This is a genomic window from Desulforamulus reducens MI-1, from assembly GCF_000016165.1.
Classification (GTDB): Bacteria; Bacillota; Desulfotomaculia; order Desulfotomaculales; family Desulfotomaculaceae; genus Desulfotomaculum; species Desulfotomaculum reducens.
This window is the reverse complement of sequence record NC_009253.1, coordinates 938,548-953,890: the sequence shown is the minus strand read 5'-3', so window position 1 is coordinate 953,890 and position 15,343 is coordinate 938,548. Positions and strand designations below refer to the sequence as shown.

At 37.4% G+C, this 15,343-nt stretch carries 18 protein-coding genes and 1 pseudogene; 13 read left to right on the top strand and 6 right to left on the bottom strand.

Annotated features, from left to right (window positions below; translation table 11 throughout):
- Positions 1-2: 2 nt before the first annotated feature.
- The 3 genes from DRED_RS04845 to DRED_RS04830 all read right to left on the bottom strand — a co-directional run bounded on the left by DRED_RS04845 (position 3) and on the right by DRED_RS04830 (position 2,381).
- Positions 3-842 (bottom strand): ParB/RepB/Spo0J family partition protein, encoded by an 840-nt coding sequence (locus DRED_RS04845; protein WP_011877258.1) that lies wholly within the window; start codon positions 840-842, stop codon positions 3-5.
- Position 843: 1 nt separating this feature from the next.
- Positions 844-1,617: a ParA family protein gene (locus tag DRED_RS04840; protein ID WP_011877257.1), complete on the bottom strand. Its 774-nt coding sequence runs from the start codon at positions 1,615-1,617 to the stop codon at positions 844-846.
- A gap of 545 nt (positions 1,618-2,162) precedes the next feature.
- Positions 2,163-2,381: a helix-turn-helix domain-containing protein gene (locus DRED_RS04830; protein WP_041274466.1), complete on the bottom strand. Its 219-nt coding sequence runs from the start codon at positions 2,379-2,381 to the stop codon at positions 2,163-2,165.
- A gap of 124 nt (positions 2,382-2,505) precedes the next feature.
- Between DRED_RS04830 and DRED_RS04825 the strand changes: the two genes are divergently transcribed.
- The gene (locus tag DRED_RS04825; protein WP_041274465.1) at positions 2,506-2,817 is read left to right on the top strand and encodes a helix-turn-helix domain-containing protein; all 312 of its coding nucleotides are present in this window, start codon (positions 2,506-2,508) and stop codon (positions 2,815-2,817) included.
- A 1,978-nt stretch (positions 2,818-4,795) separates the two neighbouring features.
- On the opposite strand, the gene DRED_RS04810 is transcribed toward DRED_RS04825, so the two are convergent.
- Positions 4,796-5,020: a helix-turn-helix domain-containing protein gene (locus DRED_RS04810; RefSeq protein ID WP_041274462.1), complete on the bottom strand. Its 225-nt coding sequence runs from the start codon at positions 5,018-5,020 to the stop codon at positions 4,796-4,798.
- A 135-nt stretch (positions 5,021-5,155) separates the two neighbouring features.
- Between DRED_RS04810 and DRED_RS04805 the strand changes: the two genes are divergently transcribed.
- Positions 5,156-5,788, top strand: a complete 633-nt coding sequence (locus DRED_RS04805) for a helix-turn-helix domain-containing protein (protein ID WP_011877254.1) — start codon at positions 5,156-5,158, stop codon at positions 5,786-5,788.
- A 425-nt stretch (positions 5,789-6,213) separates the two neighbouring features.
- Here the strand turns inward: DRED_RS04805 and DRED_RS04800 are convergent, their stop codons facing one another.
- A complete protein-coding gene (locus tag DRED_RS04800) occupies positions 6,214-6,417 on the bottom strand; it encodes a helix-turn-helix domain-containing protein (RefSeq protein WP_011877253.1) in 204 nt (67 codons plus the stop codon).
- Positions 6,418-6,560: 143 nt separating this feature from the next.
- On the opposite strand from DRED_RS04800, the gene DRED_RS18185 reads away from it, so the two are divergent.
- Positions 6,561-7,217 carry a helix-turn-helix domain-containing protein gene (locus tag DRED_RS18185; RefSeq protein WP_011877252.1) on the top strand — a complete coding sequence of 219 codons (657 nt, stop codon included), beginning with the start codon at positions 6,561-6,563 and terminating at the stop codon, positions 7,215-7,217.
- A 21-nt stretch (positions 7,218-7,238) separates the two neighbouring features.
- On the opposite strand, the pseudogene DRED_RS18180 reads toward DRED_RS18185, so the two are convergent.
- A pseudogene (locus DRED_RS18180) lies at positions 7,239-7,415 on the bottom strand (helix-turn-helix domain-containing protein); the annotation flags it as partial.
- A 145-nt stretch (positions 7,416-7,560) separates the two neighbouring features.
- Between DRED_RS18180 and DRED_RS18175 the strand changes: the two are divergent.
- The 10 genes from DRED_RS18175 (at position 7,561) to DRED_RS04740 (ending at position 15,263) form a co-directional block, all read left to right on the top strand.
- Entirely contained in the window at positions 7,561-8,217 is a 657-nt protein-coding gene (locus DRED_RS18175; RefSeq protein WP_011877251.1) for a helix-turn-helix domain-containing protein, read from the top strand.
- Positions 8,218-8,606: 389 nt separating this feature from the next.
- Positions 8,607-8,774 carry a hypothetical protein gene (locus DRED_RS18980; protein WP_198006933.1) on the top strand — a complete coding sequence of 56 codons (168 nt, stop codon included), beginning with the start codon at positions 8,607-8,609 and terminating at the stop codon, positions 8,772-8,774.
- 131 nt (positions 8,775-8,905) lie between these two features.
- The gene (locus DRED_RS04780) at positions 8,906-10,147 is read left to right on the top strand and encodes an IS4 family transposase (RefSeq protein ID WP_011877240.1); all 1,242 of its coding nucleotides are present in this window, start codon (positions 8,906-8,908) and stop codon (positions 10,145-10,147) included.
- Between the two features lie 238 nt (positions 10,148-10,385).
- Positions 10,386-10,694: a hypothetical protein gene (locus DRED_RS04775; RefSeq protein ID WP_041274461.1), complete on the top strand. Its 309-nt coding sequence runs from the start codon at positions 10,386-10,388 to the stop codon at positions 10,692-10,694.
- Positions 10,684-10,995, top strand: a complete 312-nt coding sequence (locus DRED_RS04770; RefSeq protein ID WP_011877249.1) for a hypothetical protein — start codon at positions 10,684-10,686, stop codon at positions 10,993-10,995. The genes DRED_RS04775 and DRED_RS04770 overlap by 11 nt, the downstream gene beginning before the upstream one ends.
- Positions 10,996-11,339: 344 nt before the next feature.
- On the top strand, positions 11,340-11,636 hold the full coding sequence (locus tag DRED_RS18170) for an ImmA/IrrE family metallo-endopeptidase (RefSeq protein ID WP_198006932.1): 297 nt from the start codon (positions 11,340-11,342) through the stop codon (positions 11,634-11,636).
- A 214-nt stretch (positions 11,637-11,850) separates the two neighbouring features.
- Complete coding sequence (locus DRED_RS17775; RefSeq protein ID WP_156779591.1) at positions 11,851-12,051, top strand: hypothetical protein; 201 nt, start codon at positions 11,851-11,853, stop codon at positions 12,049-12,051.
- Positions 12,052-12,326: 275 nt separating this feature from the next.
- On the top strand, positions 12,327-12,674 hold the full coding sequence (locus DRED_RS04750; RefSeq protein ID WP_011877247.1) for an ImmA/IrrE family metallo-endopeptidase: 348 nt from the start codon (positions 12,327-12,329) through the stop codon (positions 12,672-12,674).
- A 75-nt stretch (positions 12,675-12,749) separates the two neighbouring features.
- A complete protein-coding gene (locus tag DRED_RS04745) occupies positions 12,750-14,297 on the top strand; it encodes a hypothetical protein (RefSeq protein ID WP_011877246.1) in 1,548 nt (515 codons plus the stop codon).
- Between the two features lie 75 nt (positions 14,298-14,372).
- A complete protein-coding gene (locus DRED_RS04740; RefSeq protein WP_011877245.1) occupies positions 14,373-15,263 on the top strand; it encodes a DNA adenine methylase in 891 nt (296 codons plus the stop codon).
- Positions 15,264-15,343: the final 80 nt, after the last annotated feature.

The window sequence follows — 15,343 nt, the reverse complement described above, 5'->3', positions numbered from 1 at the left end:
ATTTAGGAATTCCCCAATAAGTAATCAATTTTTTCCCTTAATCTCATTAACTCTTTGGCACAATCTTCTCTTTCATTATGAGACATGGCACGCCAGTTTTTTTCTACCTTAGATAACTTGCTAATAGATCGACTTACCATATCCGATACTGGGTTTTTGACAGGTATTTTACTAATATATTCTTCTGCCCTGTTCAGTGCCTGGTTCCCTGTAAGACCCTGCAATAATATGTCTTGAAAAAGCTCCTTCTGTGCTTCTGGATAGCTTTTTAATAGTAGTAACGCCCTGGCGTGTGTTTCATTTAAGTCCGCCCTGCAAAAGTTTGCTAGCATTTCTTCAGGTAGATTTAATATGTTCAGCAGTTGGTGGACCCTGGTTTTCCCAAGTCCTAACTTTTTACCAACCGCCTCCAGACTTAGGTTTTCATCTACCATCATGTCTTTAATGGCCATGGCCTTCTCCATGGCTGATAGATCCTGCCGGTGGATGTTCTCTATCAGAGCGATTGTTTTTCGATCTGCATTATCCGGTACAATCACACATGGTATTGTCTTTAGATCCGCCTCATTGGCTGCCCGCCACCGACGCTCTCCAAAAACAATTTCATAACCAGTTGGTATGACACGTACACCAATGGGCTGCAGCACCCCATATTCTTTGATAGAAACTGCCAGTTCTGATATTTTCTTAGGGTCAAATTCTTTTCTCGGTTGTCCGGGGTTTGGAGTTATTGTATCTAGGGGCAGTTCCAAAGTGCGGGACCGCCTGCCCATTTCCACCCCGGCTTTACCGATGCCGGACAGAAACATATCTACTACACGTTCCGTACCCCGGACATTCATCTTAAGCCACTCCTTCGTACAGGCTCAATAATTCCTCAGCACAGCTGCTGTACTCCTTGGCTCCAACTGAATTTTTGTCGTACTGAGTAATGGCCTGTCCATTTCCTACTGCTTCCAGCAACCGTGCATTAATCCGGATTACAGTAGATAAAACCCTCTCTCCGTATTGATCCCGAATATCCCTTAAAATCCGTTTGTCCTCATTGCGCCGGTAGTCAACCATGGTCGGGAGAATAAACCAGCCGGTCAGGTAAGGATTGATCTTTGCCTTTACAGTACCGATGGTTTCCAGTAGCTGCTTTAAGCCACTAACAGCAAAGGTCTGGGATTGTACTGGTATTATCACCTGGTTAGCCGAACTTAGAGCATTTATCATGAGGAGGCCAAGAGATGGTGGCGTGTCAATTAATATGTAGTCAAACTTGTCTTGGATATCTCCAAGCACCGCCCGAAGTTGCTGCTCACGTCCAATCTCGCCAATCAGTGCTGTCTCTGCAGCAGCCAGGTCAATATGCGAAGGAACGAGGTATAGGTTTTGAATATCCGTTCCCCTGATAACCTCCCATGGCTGGCAGCTTTCCATAATGAACTCATAGGCGCCAGGCTCTCCTTCACCTAACACAACATTTAAACCCCTACTTAGGTTAGCCTGGGGATCAAGATCCACCAAGAGCACCTTTTTACCCCTCTCTGCTAAGCAGGCCCCCAGGTTAATTGTCGTGGTAGTTTTACCAGTTCCCCCTTTCTGGTTTGAGATGGCGATAATCTTTGCCATAAATACACCCCCTCTTATTTTGCAGGATTACAACATGTTGGGAATTTTTATTGTTAAGGAGAAATTAATATGTCTAACCCTGCGGGCACACGGTTTTTAGATCAAGTACTAGGCACATATAGAATTGACTCAATTTTAGCAACATTATTATTAGCCGCCTTCTACCTCTCTGTGCAAATAAACCCTGATTTTCAAAAAATAGTCTTAGATTTTTCCTCCGTGTTAGCCAGATGCTCTTGTTACATCTGCTACACCGCCAGGCGACGTGACCTCTTCTCCATTCGTTTATAAAAGGACTGGGCTCCTGTGGTTTTTTTTGCCTAAAGGCCGGTGTTTGTCGTAGAAAACATTCATGGTGAACAGCTTGGCCATCTTTAATGAACAGCTGCCCAGACAGGTTTATAGCATAATAGACATATACCCAAGGTGTCCGGCCATCAAAATCACCTCTCGTTCTGATCATGTCGACACCATTTTACGGAATTCTTAATACATTTATGATAGATTTATAGATGCATTGTCAAAGGGTATAGTATGTTATTGCCTTATTCACTGGCTACCTTGGCTGAGGGTTCTCCTACCGCTCCCAATAACTCTAGTACACTAATATCCATTGCATTTGCTAATTTTTCTAGGGTTCTTAACGTGGGGCTTTTCCGTCCCGATTCTATGGCACCTATAAATGGCTGCGAAATGCCTGCTTTATCTGCCAGTTCTGCTTGCGACATACCAAACTTTTCTCTCAGTCTTTTTAGTCTTTCCATTAGTTCACCCCCAACTATTATTAATTATAACTATGGTTTCAATATTTATCAATACTATAGTTATAATTCACTGGGATTTTTTTATGTTATGATAACTATAGTTATTAATACAAGGATGAGGTCTATGAATATTTCATTTAAAATTACAAAGTTAAGAAAATCTGTTGGCTGGAGTAAAAACAAACTAGCCAAAGAATCTGGATTGTCTCAAGCTTACATTAGTCAACTGGAGGCCGGACAAAAACAGCCAACCATTGATTCCTTGGATCGTATTTGTTCGTCTTTGGGTCTAACTCTTGCAGAATTTTTTTCTGAAGAGAATAAACCTCTTTCTCCCGATATAGCTCAGTTGGTTAATCATGCATCAAAATTAACTCCTATTCAGAGAGAATTAATTTCTTCGGTTATGAGGGAAATGGCAAAGGATAATGAGTAATATGCGGCTACTCATTTGGTGGCCATCAATACTGAATTTTTCTAGGAACTTGAAAGGTTGATTTATTATGTCATTTGCAGAAATATTGTGGAGTTTTTCCATAAGTATAATTGCGGGGATAATTACTGGAGCCCTATTTGCATCAAGAACAACCGCCTCTTCGCATATAATTGATGTTTCAATCAATTTAAAGATGAGGGACTCCCCCTCCCCTTCTCGTTCTACGAAGCATTATTCACCTCACCCAACTAACTCTAATGACGATGCTTTTGTAGCTATTATTATTGGGCTTGGTATAGTGGCTGCCGTAAATTATTTTTTTGCTAATTACCTCCAACAAATATTTCAAACAAGGTTTGTCATTAATTGCCTTCTTTGACGCTTCAATCCTATCCTTTGTACTAGTGGTCTGGTTTAAATATAGAAATTTTTCGTGGCTAAGCCTGTGGTGCCTTTTATGTTTATCAATTGCCACATACGAATTCTGGTTATTTGTTAAATCAGTAAGTGACCCAAATTATCTTAACTTTCTTAACAGCGTCCGTCAGGTTGATAACAGTAATGGTGTCAAACCATTAGCAATTGGTAACTATTTCTTTCATTCTTCATACAACTTTGTTGCATTGTTAGTCCTATTTATCGTATTATTTGTTTCCTTTGCACATTCGCTGGCTTTGATACTACGACCAATAGCCGGCAATAACCGTTTTTCGTTCAAGCTTTATAAGTTTTGCGATAGTTTTATAAACCCATATTGTATATTTGGACAGGTTCTTTTCTTTTTTATTGCTTATTTTATCTTTAGTGGGAAAATCTTTACCTTTTATTCTTAATTCTTAATTTCCCAATCAATAACATACAGTTATTTTTGAAATTTTCGGCCCCCCTACCAAAGTAAATATTTTCGTATTTCCTTAGAATATAAAATAAAATTATTATTTCTGCATATATGATTATTGACCACAAGCCGATAAGCACTTTTATAGAGATATTTTCTAGTAGGGAATAGTAATCCAATAATTTTGTGATAAACCATGGAGTGTTAAGTAAGATTACCGAAAATATTGTTAATGTTAATATGAATAAAAACAACAATCTTAATATATACAAAAACAAATGAATAATTATATCAAAAGTGCTTCGTTCCAATTTCAAGCACACCCTTTGAATTTACTGGACAGGTTCATAATTACCCCAAACGGTAGCCGGTTACAGTGCCACCGTTTCGTCCTTCCTGGACTCATCAGTGGGAGGGTTCTTTATAGAGGCTGACTGGCAATCAAGACAGATTTCATTATTTTTATATTTTGTTTAATCCGACCACAGTACAATTTCATTTTTCACCAACGTTTCACCAACGAAATTAACCTAAAGCCAACTTAGCTTGGTGGATCTTTGCTTGCCTGTATCAAAACATAAATTATTGCTATTAAGAAGAGACATAGAAAAACTACAATTATAGGATAATCCACAATAATCGAATTAACATTTTCAAATATACTTTCCATCTCCATAATATCCACCTTCTTTACCGAAAGGGGTTATAATATCTTGCTAGAAATTGATTTAAAAACATCTATTGCTATTAGTACATTTTTAATACCCTTAGTGAGCAGACTACTAAAACAATCTTTTTCAACTATAAATATGCTGCATGTAGCCTTTTCTCTATTCATTTTTGAAAGGGCTAGATTCCTGAGGGGTTTCTTGCCTAAAGGCCGGTGATTGCCGCATTAATCACTCCTGATGAAGAGAGTGTACATCTGATATGAGGAACCTGCCCAGGTAGGCTCAAAGTATAATTGACATATACCCAAGGTGTCCGGACTCGGTGTTTCCATTTAGAGCACCCCCTTAGACTAACCCCTACCTAGCGAACGACACGCTTTTACAGAATATTTAATTAATATATGGTAAAATTTGTAGATACACCTACCCTTTTCTGAACAATAGCCAAAGGGTCTGGTTTATTGTTGTCTTATTCTCCGACTGCCTTGGCTGAGGTTTCTTCTTCCAGCAGTTCGGCTACACTAACGTTCAGAGCTGTGGCGAGTTTGCGAACAGTCTCGACGCCTGGATTGCGTAACAACCCTTTTTCGATACGAGATATTGAAGACTGCGGAACTTTGGATGCTTCCTCTAAATCTTGTTGTGACCAATTTTTAGCCTCACGCAGTTTTATAACATTCTCTCCAATCCCCATAAGCAACACCCCCTATGCAAATACCTATATTCATTTTATGCTAATACGCATTAGAGGTCAATGCGTATTAACATAATTATGTTAAAAAAATATAAGTTATAATGCAAATAAGCATATTTTTTAGGATGATGAAAAATGAAACTTGGTCAGAGACTAAAGTCAATGCGGGAACAACAGAATATCAGCATGAACATGGTAGCTAAGCGTGCCGATATTGCGCAGAGTACATTAAGTCGTATTGAATCAGGGCAGCAGATGCCAACTTTTGACGTACTTGAACGTATTATTACTGCCTTGGGTCTCACACTTGCAGATTTCTTTTCCGAAGATAATAAAAATTTTACTGTACCTGATAATATCAAAGACTTGGTCACAGACTTGAAAAATTTGCGCTCTACCCAAGTTACTTTAATAAGAAATATTATTGCCGAATTTTCATTAACTAATCAGCAACTTAATAAAGCTACATCAAAGGATTTAAGCAGTGAATTATTAGATCTATTTACTTCAAAAAACAAATCTCTAACACTGGCCGGTAAGCCTATATCATTAGAAGAAAGAATTCAGATCCTAGAGGCTTTAAGAGATATCCTTTCCCAAGAAGAAACACCAACTAACGAAGATGACGAAGTTCTTGTAGCCAGCTACGAAGGTGACCAGTTATTTCATCTACCCACTCCAGAAGAGGCTGAAGACATTCAAAGGGCTATAAAAGCAGCGATGGAGCAAAAGAGAAAAGACCAAAGCAATAATAACCAGTCAGAATAAAGAAACTACTAACCTTATATGTAAGGTTACCTGCCCAGGTAGGCTCAAAGCATAATTGACATATACCCAAGGTGTCCGGACGCAGACTGGCAACAAGGCAAACCTAATAATTAATGTAGTCATTCTCATAAATGTGGTGGTTAACCAGATGCCCTTTTTACACCTAGGCATCGCCTGGCGATGTAGCCTTTTCTCTATTCATTTTCATCCTTTCTGGACTCTGCGACGGCTTTTGACAGAAATTTCACTGTTTTTATGGTAAAATTTGTAGGAAACTTATATCCTAGCCTTTCTATACTTTGATGCTGGAGAGGCTTGGTTTGTTATTGTCTTATTCTCCTGCGGCTATAGCTGATTGATCATCCTCTTAACAATTTATCGTCATCTAGAAGGCTGCATTCCAATACTGTTCACTCTATCAGAGTTTATTGACTTTCTTTGCTTTCGACTAATTTTGATAGCGTTACACCAAGACCATCGGCTAATTTCTCTACTGTTTGTAATCCAGGGTTCCGTTCCCCATTTTCAATATAGTGAATAGCCGATTGAGGAACATTGGCTAGCTTTGCTAACTGATTTTGAGAAAGACCTTTTTGTTCTCTTAGTTGTTTAAGGTTTACTGCCAGCAAAAATAAGTCACCTCCAGACCTATCCTTCTATTGATAAAATTTTATCCTATATAGGATAGGTAGTCAACCCCGTTTTAGGATAATCGTTTCCCTATCTTTTATGTTATAATCCGAATAAGGATAATACCTTGAGGGAGTATATTATGGATATTGGCGCCCGGATAAGAATACTTAGAACACAACAAGGATTAAGTATGAACGAGCTTTCCCGACGTTCAGGCGTAGGGCAGTCTTCTCTTAGTTATATAGAAAGTGGCCAACGTCAACCCACTTTCGATGTAATTGAACGTATTTGCAGTGGACTTGGGTTGTCGGTAGCAGAATTTTTTAACGAAGGTTTTATGCCATGTCCCTATTCTAGCGACATAAATAGTCTTGTTAATGAAGTTCAAAACCTAAAGCCGTCTCAGGTTTCACTGATTAAAAATATTGCTACTGAATTCTCAGTAACTAATGAAGAACTTGAATTGGCAGCCAAAAAATCGTTATCAACTATTGCCAATAGAGAATCTGCTTCTGGAGTTTTACATATCGACCTCTTAGACGTATTTGGCAGAAAAGACACCGTCCTATCCGCAGCCGGTGTCCCCCTTTCGTTGGAGGATAGGATTGAGATATTAGAATTAATTAAAGAAAAGCTACCGGCTGATGAGGACCTAGATTACGAAAATAATGAGGTTATAGCAGCCAGCTACCAGGGCAACCGGTTCGCTCACATCCCCACCCAAGAAGAAGCGGAGGATATTGAGCTTGCATTTAAGCTTGCTGAACAACAAAAAAATAGGAAACACAAGAAATAAAGAAACTACTATACCCAGTAATTTTGATAGCGTTACACCAAGACCATCGGCTAATTTCTCTACTGTTTGTAATCCAGGGTTCCGTTCCCCATTTTCAATATAATGAATAGCCGATTGAGGAACATTGGCTAGCTTTGCTAACTGATTTTGAGAAAGACCTTTTTGTTCTCTTAGTTGTTTAAGGTTTGTTGCCAACACAAAAACTTTCACCCCTCCCTAGTTATCTCAATTGATATTATCTTATACGTATATAGAACGCTTGTCAATCTGCATGCATATAATTAATGGTAATTTTTTTATGTTATAATCTTTATACAGATTGACCTCTGTTAGGAGTAAATTCATGGATATAGGTAGTAGAATAAAAAAATTGAGAACATATCAGGGCTTAAGTATGAATGAGTTATCCAGACGTTCCGGAGTTGCTCAATCACATTTAAGCTATGTAGAAAGTGGCCAACGTCAACCCACTTTCGATGTAATTGAACGTATTTGCAGTGGACTTGGGTTGTCGGTAGCAGAATTTTTTAACGAAGGTTTTATGCCAAGTCCCTATTCTAGCGACATAAACAGTCTTGTTAATGAAGTTCAAAACCTAAAGCCGTCTCAGGTTTCACTGATTAAAAATATTGCTACTGAATTCTCATTAACTAATGAAGAACTTGAATTGGCAGCCAAAAAATCGTTATCAACTATTGCCAATAGAGAATCTGCTTCTGGAGTTTTACATATCGACCTCTTAGACGTATTTGGCAGAAAAGACACCGTCCTATCCGCAGCCGGTGTCCCCCTTTCGTTGGAGGATAGGATTGAGATATTAGAATTAATTAAAGAAAAGCTACCGGCTGATGAGGACCTAGATTACGAAAATAATGAGGTTATAGCAGCCAGCTACCAGGGCAACCGGTTCGCTCACATCCCCACCCAAGAAGAAGTGGAGGATATTGAGCTTGCATTTAAGCTTGCTGAACAACAAAAAAATAGGAAACACAAGAAATAAAGAAACTACTATACCCAGTGTGCGGGGATAGTAGTTTCTGTGGTTTTTAGGACTTTCGACATAAATAGATATTTTTCGATCTCTACCACTAATCGTGGTAGTTTTCTGGTTTATAACCCTTTTCAAATATATTACAGAATTAATAATGATAGGAAATTAAATGGGTATAATTAAACGCCATCAACTTCTAGAAAAACTAATTCGTTCACCCGAGTGAACGCTTAACTATTGTATCAAAATAAAACCCTTAAAACCAGATTACGGAGATTTGCAGGGAAGGGGGAACAAATTAGCGTTGCCATATTAAAAAATATCCAAAACATACTGAGCTAAAGGTCAAAAGGGTAAGAAGACGTTAATGGAGATCAAAAAGATAGGTAGGTGTATTTATGATTACTGATAAGTTCTCTGAACAAAATAAGGTTTTAGAAAATGTCGTTTTAGATATACAACGTAATGTATTTAAGACTGAACAATCTCTTATCCAAATTTCCAACATATCACAAATATGGGTTGGTCAAATGATCGGTAAACCCTATTCTATTTGGTCTCACTAGTGTTGCATAAAAAAATTTTTGTTTTGTCAAGTATAATGGAATATTTTGTCTACGAATAAATAAAAAATCTCCTTATAATTGAGATATAATAGGTAGTCCTGTCCATAATCTCAAAAATAAGGAGAACACGCATGGACAAGGATACCAGTAAATCCACATATAATCAACTATTTCAAGCAATTTATAATGAAAAATTTTTAAGCAATGTCAAAGAATCAGAAGTTGATGCTTACACGAAGAAGTTAACCGTTGTCAAACTAATTCAAATGATTTCCTATGCACAGTTAGAGCAACTTAAAGGTCTACGCCATATCAGTAACAGCTTGAACAATGATAATTTTAGATCAGCAGTAGGTTTAGATTCAATTAGTGCTTCACAGTTATCCCGTAAATTAAGAGAGTTATCTCCTGAATTAATTCAGTCTCTGTTTTCTGATATAGTCCATCAGTTTGGAACCCAAATCGGTTTTAAATCCATAAGGCATGAATTAGGTCGTATTTATCTGATAGACTCTTCAACCATAAGCCTTTGTCTTTCCCGATATAGATGGGCAGAGTTCAGAAAAACCAAAAGCGGAGTTAAATTACACCTCCGTATCCAACTGTTTGAACAAGGGGTTCTACCAGACAAAGCAATAATTAAACCGGCCAAACCTGCTGACAAAACACAAATGGATGCCTTGGTTGTAGAAGAAGATGCCCTAAACGTTTTTGACCGTGGCTACCTGGATTACAAGAAATTCGACAAATATTGTAATAACGGTACCAGATTTGTTAGTCGTCTAAAGAGTAATGCAATAGTTGAAACATTAGAGGAATTTCCAACAAACCCAGATAGCTTAATCAAAAAAGACCAAAAGGTAATCTTAGGCAAAGACGGCATAACCAAGATGCAATACCCCTTGCGGCTAATAGAAACAGAGGATACCGAAGGTAAGCCTGTAATTATCATTACCAATGACTATGAGTTAAGTGCCGAGGAAATAAGCTATATATATCGCTACCGCTGGCAAATCGAATTATTCTTTAAGTGGATCAAACAACATCTCTGTGTAAAACACTTCTATGGTCTAAGCCAGCAGGCTGTGGAAAACCAATTACTGATAGCGCTGATTACCTACTGTTTAATGATATTGCTTAAAATGAAAACCGGTTACGAGGGTCCGTTACTAAAAATTAAGATGTTGCTTAGCACATGCCTTTACATAGAATTCTCTGAGTTTGTACGAAAACTCCAGCTCAAGTCAGGCCAAAGTTCAAGAGGACGACGGTGTATAGACCATGAAAAAGTCTACAACATTACGTTAGTACAGGTACTACAAGGTGAGGCAGAACACCTGGATGATCTAACTTACGACCCGATAATAGCTTAGGAATTACATGATCTGAAAAATGTGGATAAAGGACTACCTCTTAAGTGGTTGTTCCTTTAGCACAAAGAGAAATAAGGTAATTGGTGTATACAACCAAATTATTACAAAATAATACAATGCAATTTTCCATTTATTGACTTTTGATTTATACATTAGTTTTTATGCAACGCTAGTGATTTGGTCTATTATACTTATACTCGTTGGACTTACATTTTTTTCATCTTCACAAATGTCGTTTATGCTGGTGGTTGGCTTATGTAGTATTGCTGTTGGTGGATATTCTATTTATAAAGTGTATGAGTATAACAAAAAAAATCGTTATGCTTTACATATTGAAATGAATTCGGGCGGACGTTATATTTTAAAATCGGAAAATATTGATTTTCTTAATCGCGCAGCTTCGTTTATTGCTCAGACAATTAATGAATATGGCTTAGAAGGACAAGCAAATAATTATTATATTGATTTCAGTAACAATACTATTAAAAACGAAAATGGTGTTGTGAATACTGGTTATGTTGGTGGAGGGGTATCTAATGAAAAATAACTACATTGTCAATGACAATGGGGTTGTTAATACTGGTCATATAGGTGGGTCAGTAATTAATATTTCATCCAACTTCGTCGATTGGGAAGGTCTAACCCAAAATCTTGATAGGTTTTTAATTGACTGTGACGACAAAGAACTTCGTAAGATTGCATCTGAAATGTTAAAAGATGTTCGGGCTAAAAAAGTGGATCAAACTAAACAATCCGCAAAAAGATTTGGAGAAAAAGGATTAAATTTAGTAAAACAACTGGGTTTAAATATTTTATCTGGATTTATAGTGTATGCATTAACTCAATAAATATAGGTTGGCTATTCCTATCGTACAATATCAATTAATATTCCCCCCCGGCGGAGAAAGTATTTGACAGAAAAAACATTGTTCTTACTGCGACCGCTGGGTACATTTTTTGCTGGTTATAGAACAGTTTTCTGGTTTTATAGCCTTTTTAATAAATTACAGTTTTTAGAGAAAATGTATATTTAGGAATAGCATTTATCATTGTTACTCTTGCTTAATGACTCAAAGTTAATAGCCTTAGAGGCCATCGCAAAAAAGCGTAATTTTTTTATTTCCTATCACCATTTTATAAACCCCAACAGAAATGCCGCTTGTAAAAAAAAGGGAAAGATACATACATTATTTTGGATAGTCGCCTCCTATCAGATCCAATACGGTATCGATGCGCCCTTGCAGAAGAGATTGGCCATCACATAGTGGGAATGTATTCTAACTTATTAAATAGCCACCGTTCTGCCAGGGGCCAGGCCCAAATGACAATCGATGAGATAAAGGGCCAAATATGGGCAGTCAAGTTCCTGGTGCCACTGGAGGAATTCAATGAGGCTCTTATAATCCTGGACAACCCATCAGATGAAGAGCTGGCACGGTATTTTCAGGTGACTATTGATTTTATCCTTCTTCGCCGCCAGATCAAGTAAATTACTTCGTCACTCGTGTGAAAAAGCAATAATTTCAGAAATGCAAAATCTAAGTTTTACACAAGTCTCTTTAATAAAAAACATTGTGTCCGAATTTTCAATAATTAACCAGCAAGTTAGTAATACACCCCCTACAAAAAACTCAAGTAATGAACTCTTGGACTTATTTAATACAAAGAGCCCTATTACTATCGCAGGTAAGCCTGTATCATTGGTGGAAAGAGTAAAAATATTAGAGGCTTTAAAAGAGATTCTTGCTCCTGGCGAAGACCAGGACCATGAGGAAGATGATGTTCTCGTGGCCAGCTACCAGGGCGACCACCTGTTTCATATACCTACACCGGAAGAAGCTGAAGACATCGAAAAAGCCATAGAGTTTGCCATGGAACAAAAGAAAAAAGAACGTGGCGAATAAAAGAAACTACTATACCCAAACCGGGATAGTAGTTTCTTCCGTCATTAGACAAAACGACAATTTTTGATATTATTCGAGCAATTACCACCAGTGGGTGGTTTTTCTAGTTTTAACCCTTCTTCTACATTCTTACATTTGTGTATTTAACTGTTATTACACAACCTGCATCTTGAGGCTCTGCATATATATGGACAAAAGGTTAGCATTTTTATTTGCCATCGTAAAAGAAGACGATATCTTCGTATGCTACTACCCCTTTATAAGTCCTAACCAAAATGGGTTATATAAAAAACGATAATGGGGAGGCTTTTATCTTACTGAACGCAAAACTCCGCACGGACCCAGTTCTGTATCTATGCACCATGGCAGAGGAAATTGGCCACCATATTACCAAGGCAAAGTCAAACATATTAGCTAAAGACTACTCCTTAATTACAATTACCCTTGCGAAATCATTAAACATGGCCATAGACGAACTTAAAGCCCGTATTTGGGCAGTTAATTTTCTGATACCAGATGAAGAGTTTAAAAAATTAACAAAATACAAGCTTACTAATAGCGAACTAGCCAGTTATTTTAAAGTTACAGAAGAATTCATTGAAATAAAGTGGCAATTGCTTTAATGCTGGGCGTTCACTTAAGTGAACAAATAATTTCTGGGTGGAATAACTATATCATACCAAAAGGAGAAATGTTTTATGACAACAAAAACAGTTTCCGTTAAAACATTGGACCTCATATTGGATTACGCCAATCCTCGATTTATTGTACCTCCCTCACCGACCCAAGAAGAGATTAGATTATACCTATTTCGCTTTGAGGAAATTGTATCTCTTGCCAAAAGTATTGCTTCCTACGAAGGTCTTATGCCCGGTGAAAGAGTTATTGTTTGTAAAGAAAATAGTGGATACATTATTCTAGAAGGAAATCGCCGAATTTGTGCTTGCCAATGCCTTTTATCCCCAGAGTTAATTCCTGATCCATTCAAAAAGACAGGTTTTTCTTTAGCCTCTGAAGAAACAAAATTAAATATAGAAAATATTGAAGTAGATTTGATTTCATCAAGACAAGAGGCACAAAAAGTATTAGCTACACGCCATATAGAAGGTGTAAAAAAATGGCCTCCATTAGCTAGAATGATGTTTTCTCATAATCATTATCAAAATGGAAAAACTGTGGAACAGATTGCTGAACTAACAGATCTTGATCTTAGTACGGTTAAAACCCACATTCAAGAGTACAAGCTACTTATGCATGGACTTGATTTGTCGGTATGGTCTCCTGACGAAAAAGTTAGACTGGACTTACATCAATTAGAAATTGATAAGTATCTGCGACTATTTCGTACCAGTGGCACAAAAAAAGCTTTGCAAATGAACTTTAATAAACAAACTATGGAACCACAATCCTCCTTACATCCTACACTATTTAAAAAAGCTATTGAATTAATTATGCGTGCTGCTTTCCTGGACAAGACCATCGATACTCGGACAATGTCATATGAAAAAGTACCCGGGATCGTAAATCTACTCAAGAATAAGGGTGAGGGTGAATCTGTTGTTAAACCAACTCTACTCCCCCCGAAAGAAACCGCTAATGATAAAAATACTTCATCCGATAACCAAGTTAACCCAAATTTAGCTACAGAAAAACCGGAGAAAAAAACACCTACTCCACACAAAACAAAAGATAAAGAACAACCACTTCCACCAAAACAACCAGACCCTAAAATAGAACCACAAAAGAAACCTGCAAAGGTTCAGGTACCTAAGTTTTTTGAAAACCTAGACTTGGTCTTGGATGAAAAAAAGCCAGATGAATTAGCTGTTATGCTACTTGCCGAAGAAATACGTCGTATGTCCGAAAATAAAACATCAACTCAAAAATATTATCAATATTTTCCCATTTCAACTACTATCCTACTTCGGTCTTTACTTGAACAAACATTTAAGTATTTTCTTAAGAAGGAAGGACACTGGGGTAACGTAAAAACAAGACCCGATGACCCTGCACTGAAGGAGTTACTAACATATATCCAAAATAACAAAAAGTCCTTATTTCCTGACAGCACAGTGCTCAGAGCATTTGACGCTGTATTTAAAAATGATGGTTTAAAGACTCATTTAGATTTAGTTGTACATCAAACGGGAGCTAGCCGCCCAACTGCTGATATGCTGGAAACCATAGCAACTACTGGATTGTTTACAGTAATTAACTACATTTTGAACAAACATTATAGCACATAAAAAATTACTGGCCAAAAAAGAACCTTTTGTATATAATGGCTTTAGACCTTGACTTCTTAAGGAAGGAATGTGGCAATGCCAGTTCAAAATGCTAAACTCAGCCCATTACGTTACCCAGGAAGTAAAGCTATACTAACGAACTATATCAGCAGCGTGCTTGAAGAAAATTACTTGACTGATTGTACAATCGTAGAGCCCTATGCAGGGAGTGCTGTTGTGTCTTTAGCGTTGCTAGAATCGCTTGTAGCTGAAAAAGCAATTCTCGTAGAGCGTGATCCGTTAGTTTACTCATTTTGGCAATCAGTCTTTAACCATACTTATTTATTAATAGAAAAGATTTATAATCTGCCAATAACTATTGATACTTGGAATGCCTTTCAGATATACCGAAAATGTGATAACATTTCATCTCATACAGTAGTAGATTTAGGACTGGCTGGACTATTCTATAATAGAACTAATTTTTCTGGCATTCTAAAAGCAGGGCCACTTGGCGGGCATAATCAATCTTCTCAGTATAAGATTGATTGCAGATTCAATAAACACAATATTATTTCACAAATCGAGAGGCTTTCAAAGTTTAAAAATAGAGTTGAAGTATTCTTTGGTGACGCAATGGAATTTCTCAAGCAAAACAAAAAAAACTTTTTAAAAGGCAATTTCTTTTTATACGCAGATCCCCCTTACTATCTTAAAGGTAAAAGCTTATATCGCTATTGGTATGAGCACAAAGAACATAAAGCACTAGCAAAATTCCTACTTTCAAGTAACTGCAATTGGCTAGTAAGTTATGACGATCATGCAGAGATACGCAAGATGTATTCTAATGAGATTAGCTTGATCCCTGTATATTTTGATTATTCATTGACTAGCCCCAGACGGGAAAGAGAGCTACTTATATCAAATTTAGCATTACCACCAATAGCTTTTTGCCATGAGAACCTACAGCCAATAACTACGGCATAATATAATGTGAACTACCGCGGGCACAAGGCCGCGCGGCTTCCGGTGGTAACTCCAAGCCTTCTGCGTGAAACAGTGGCTTC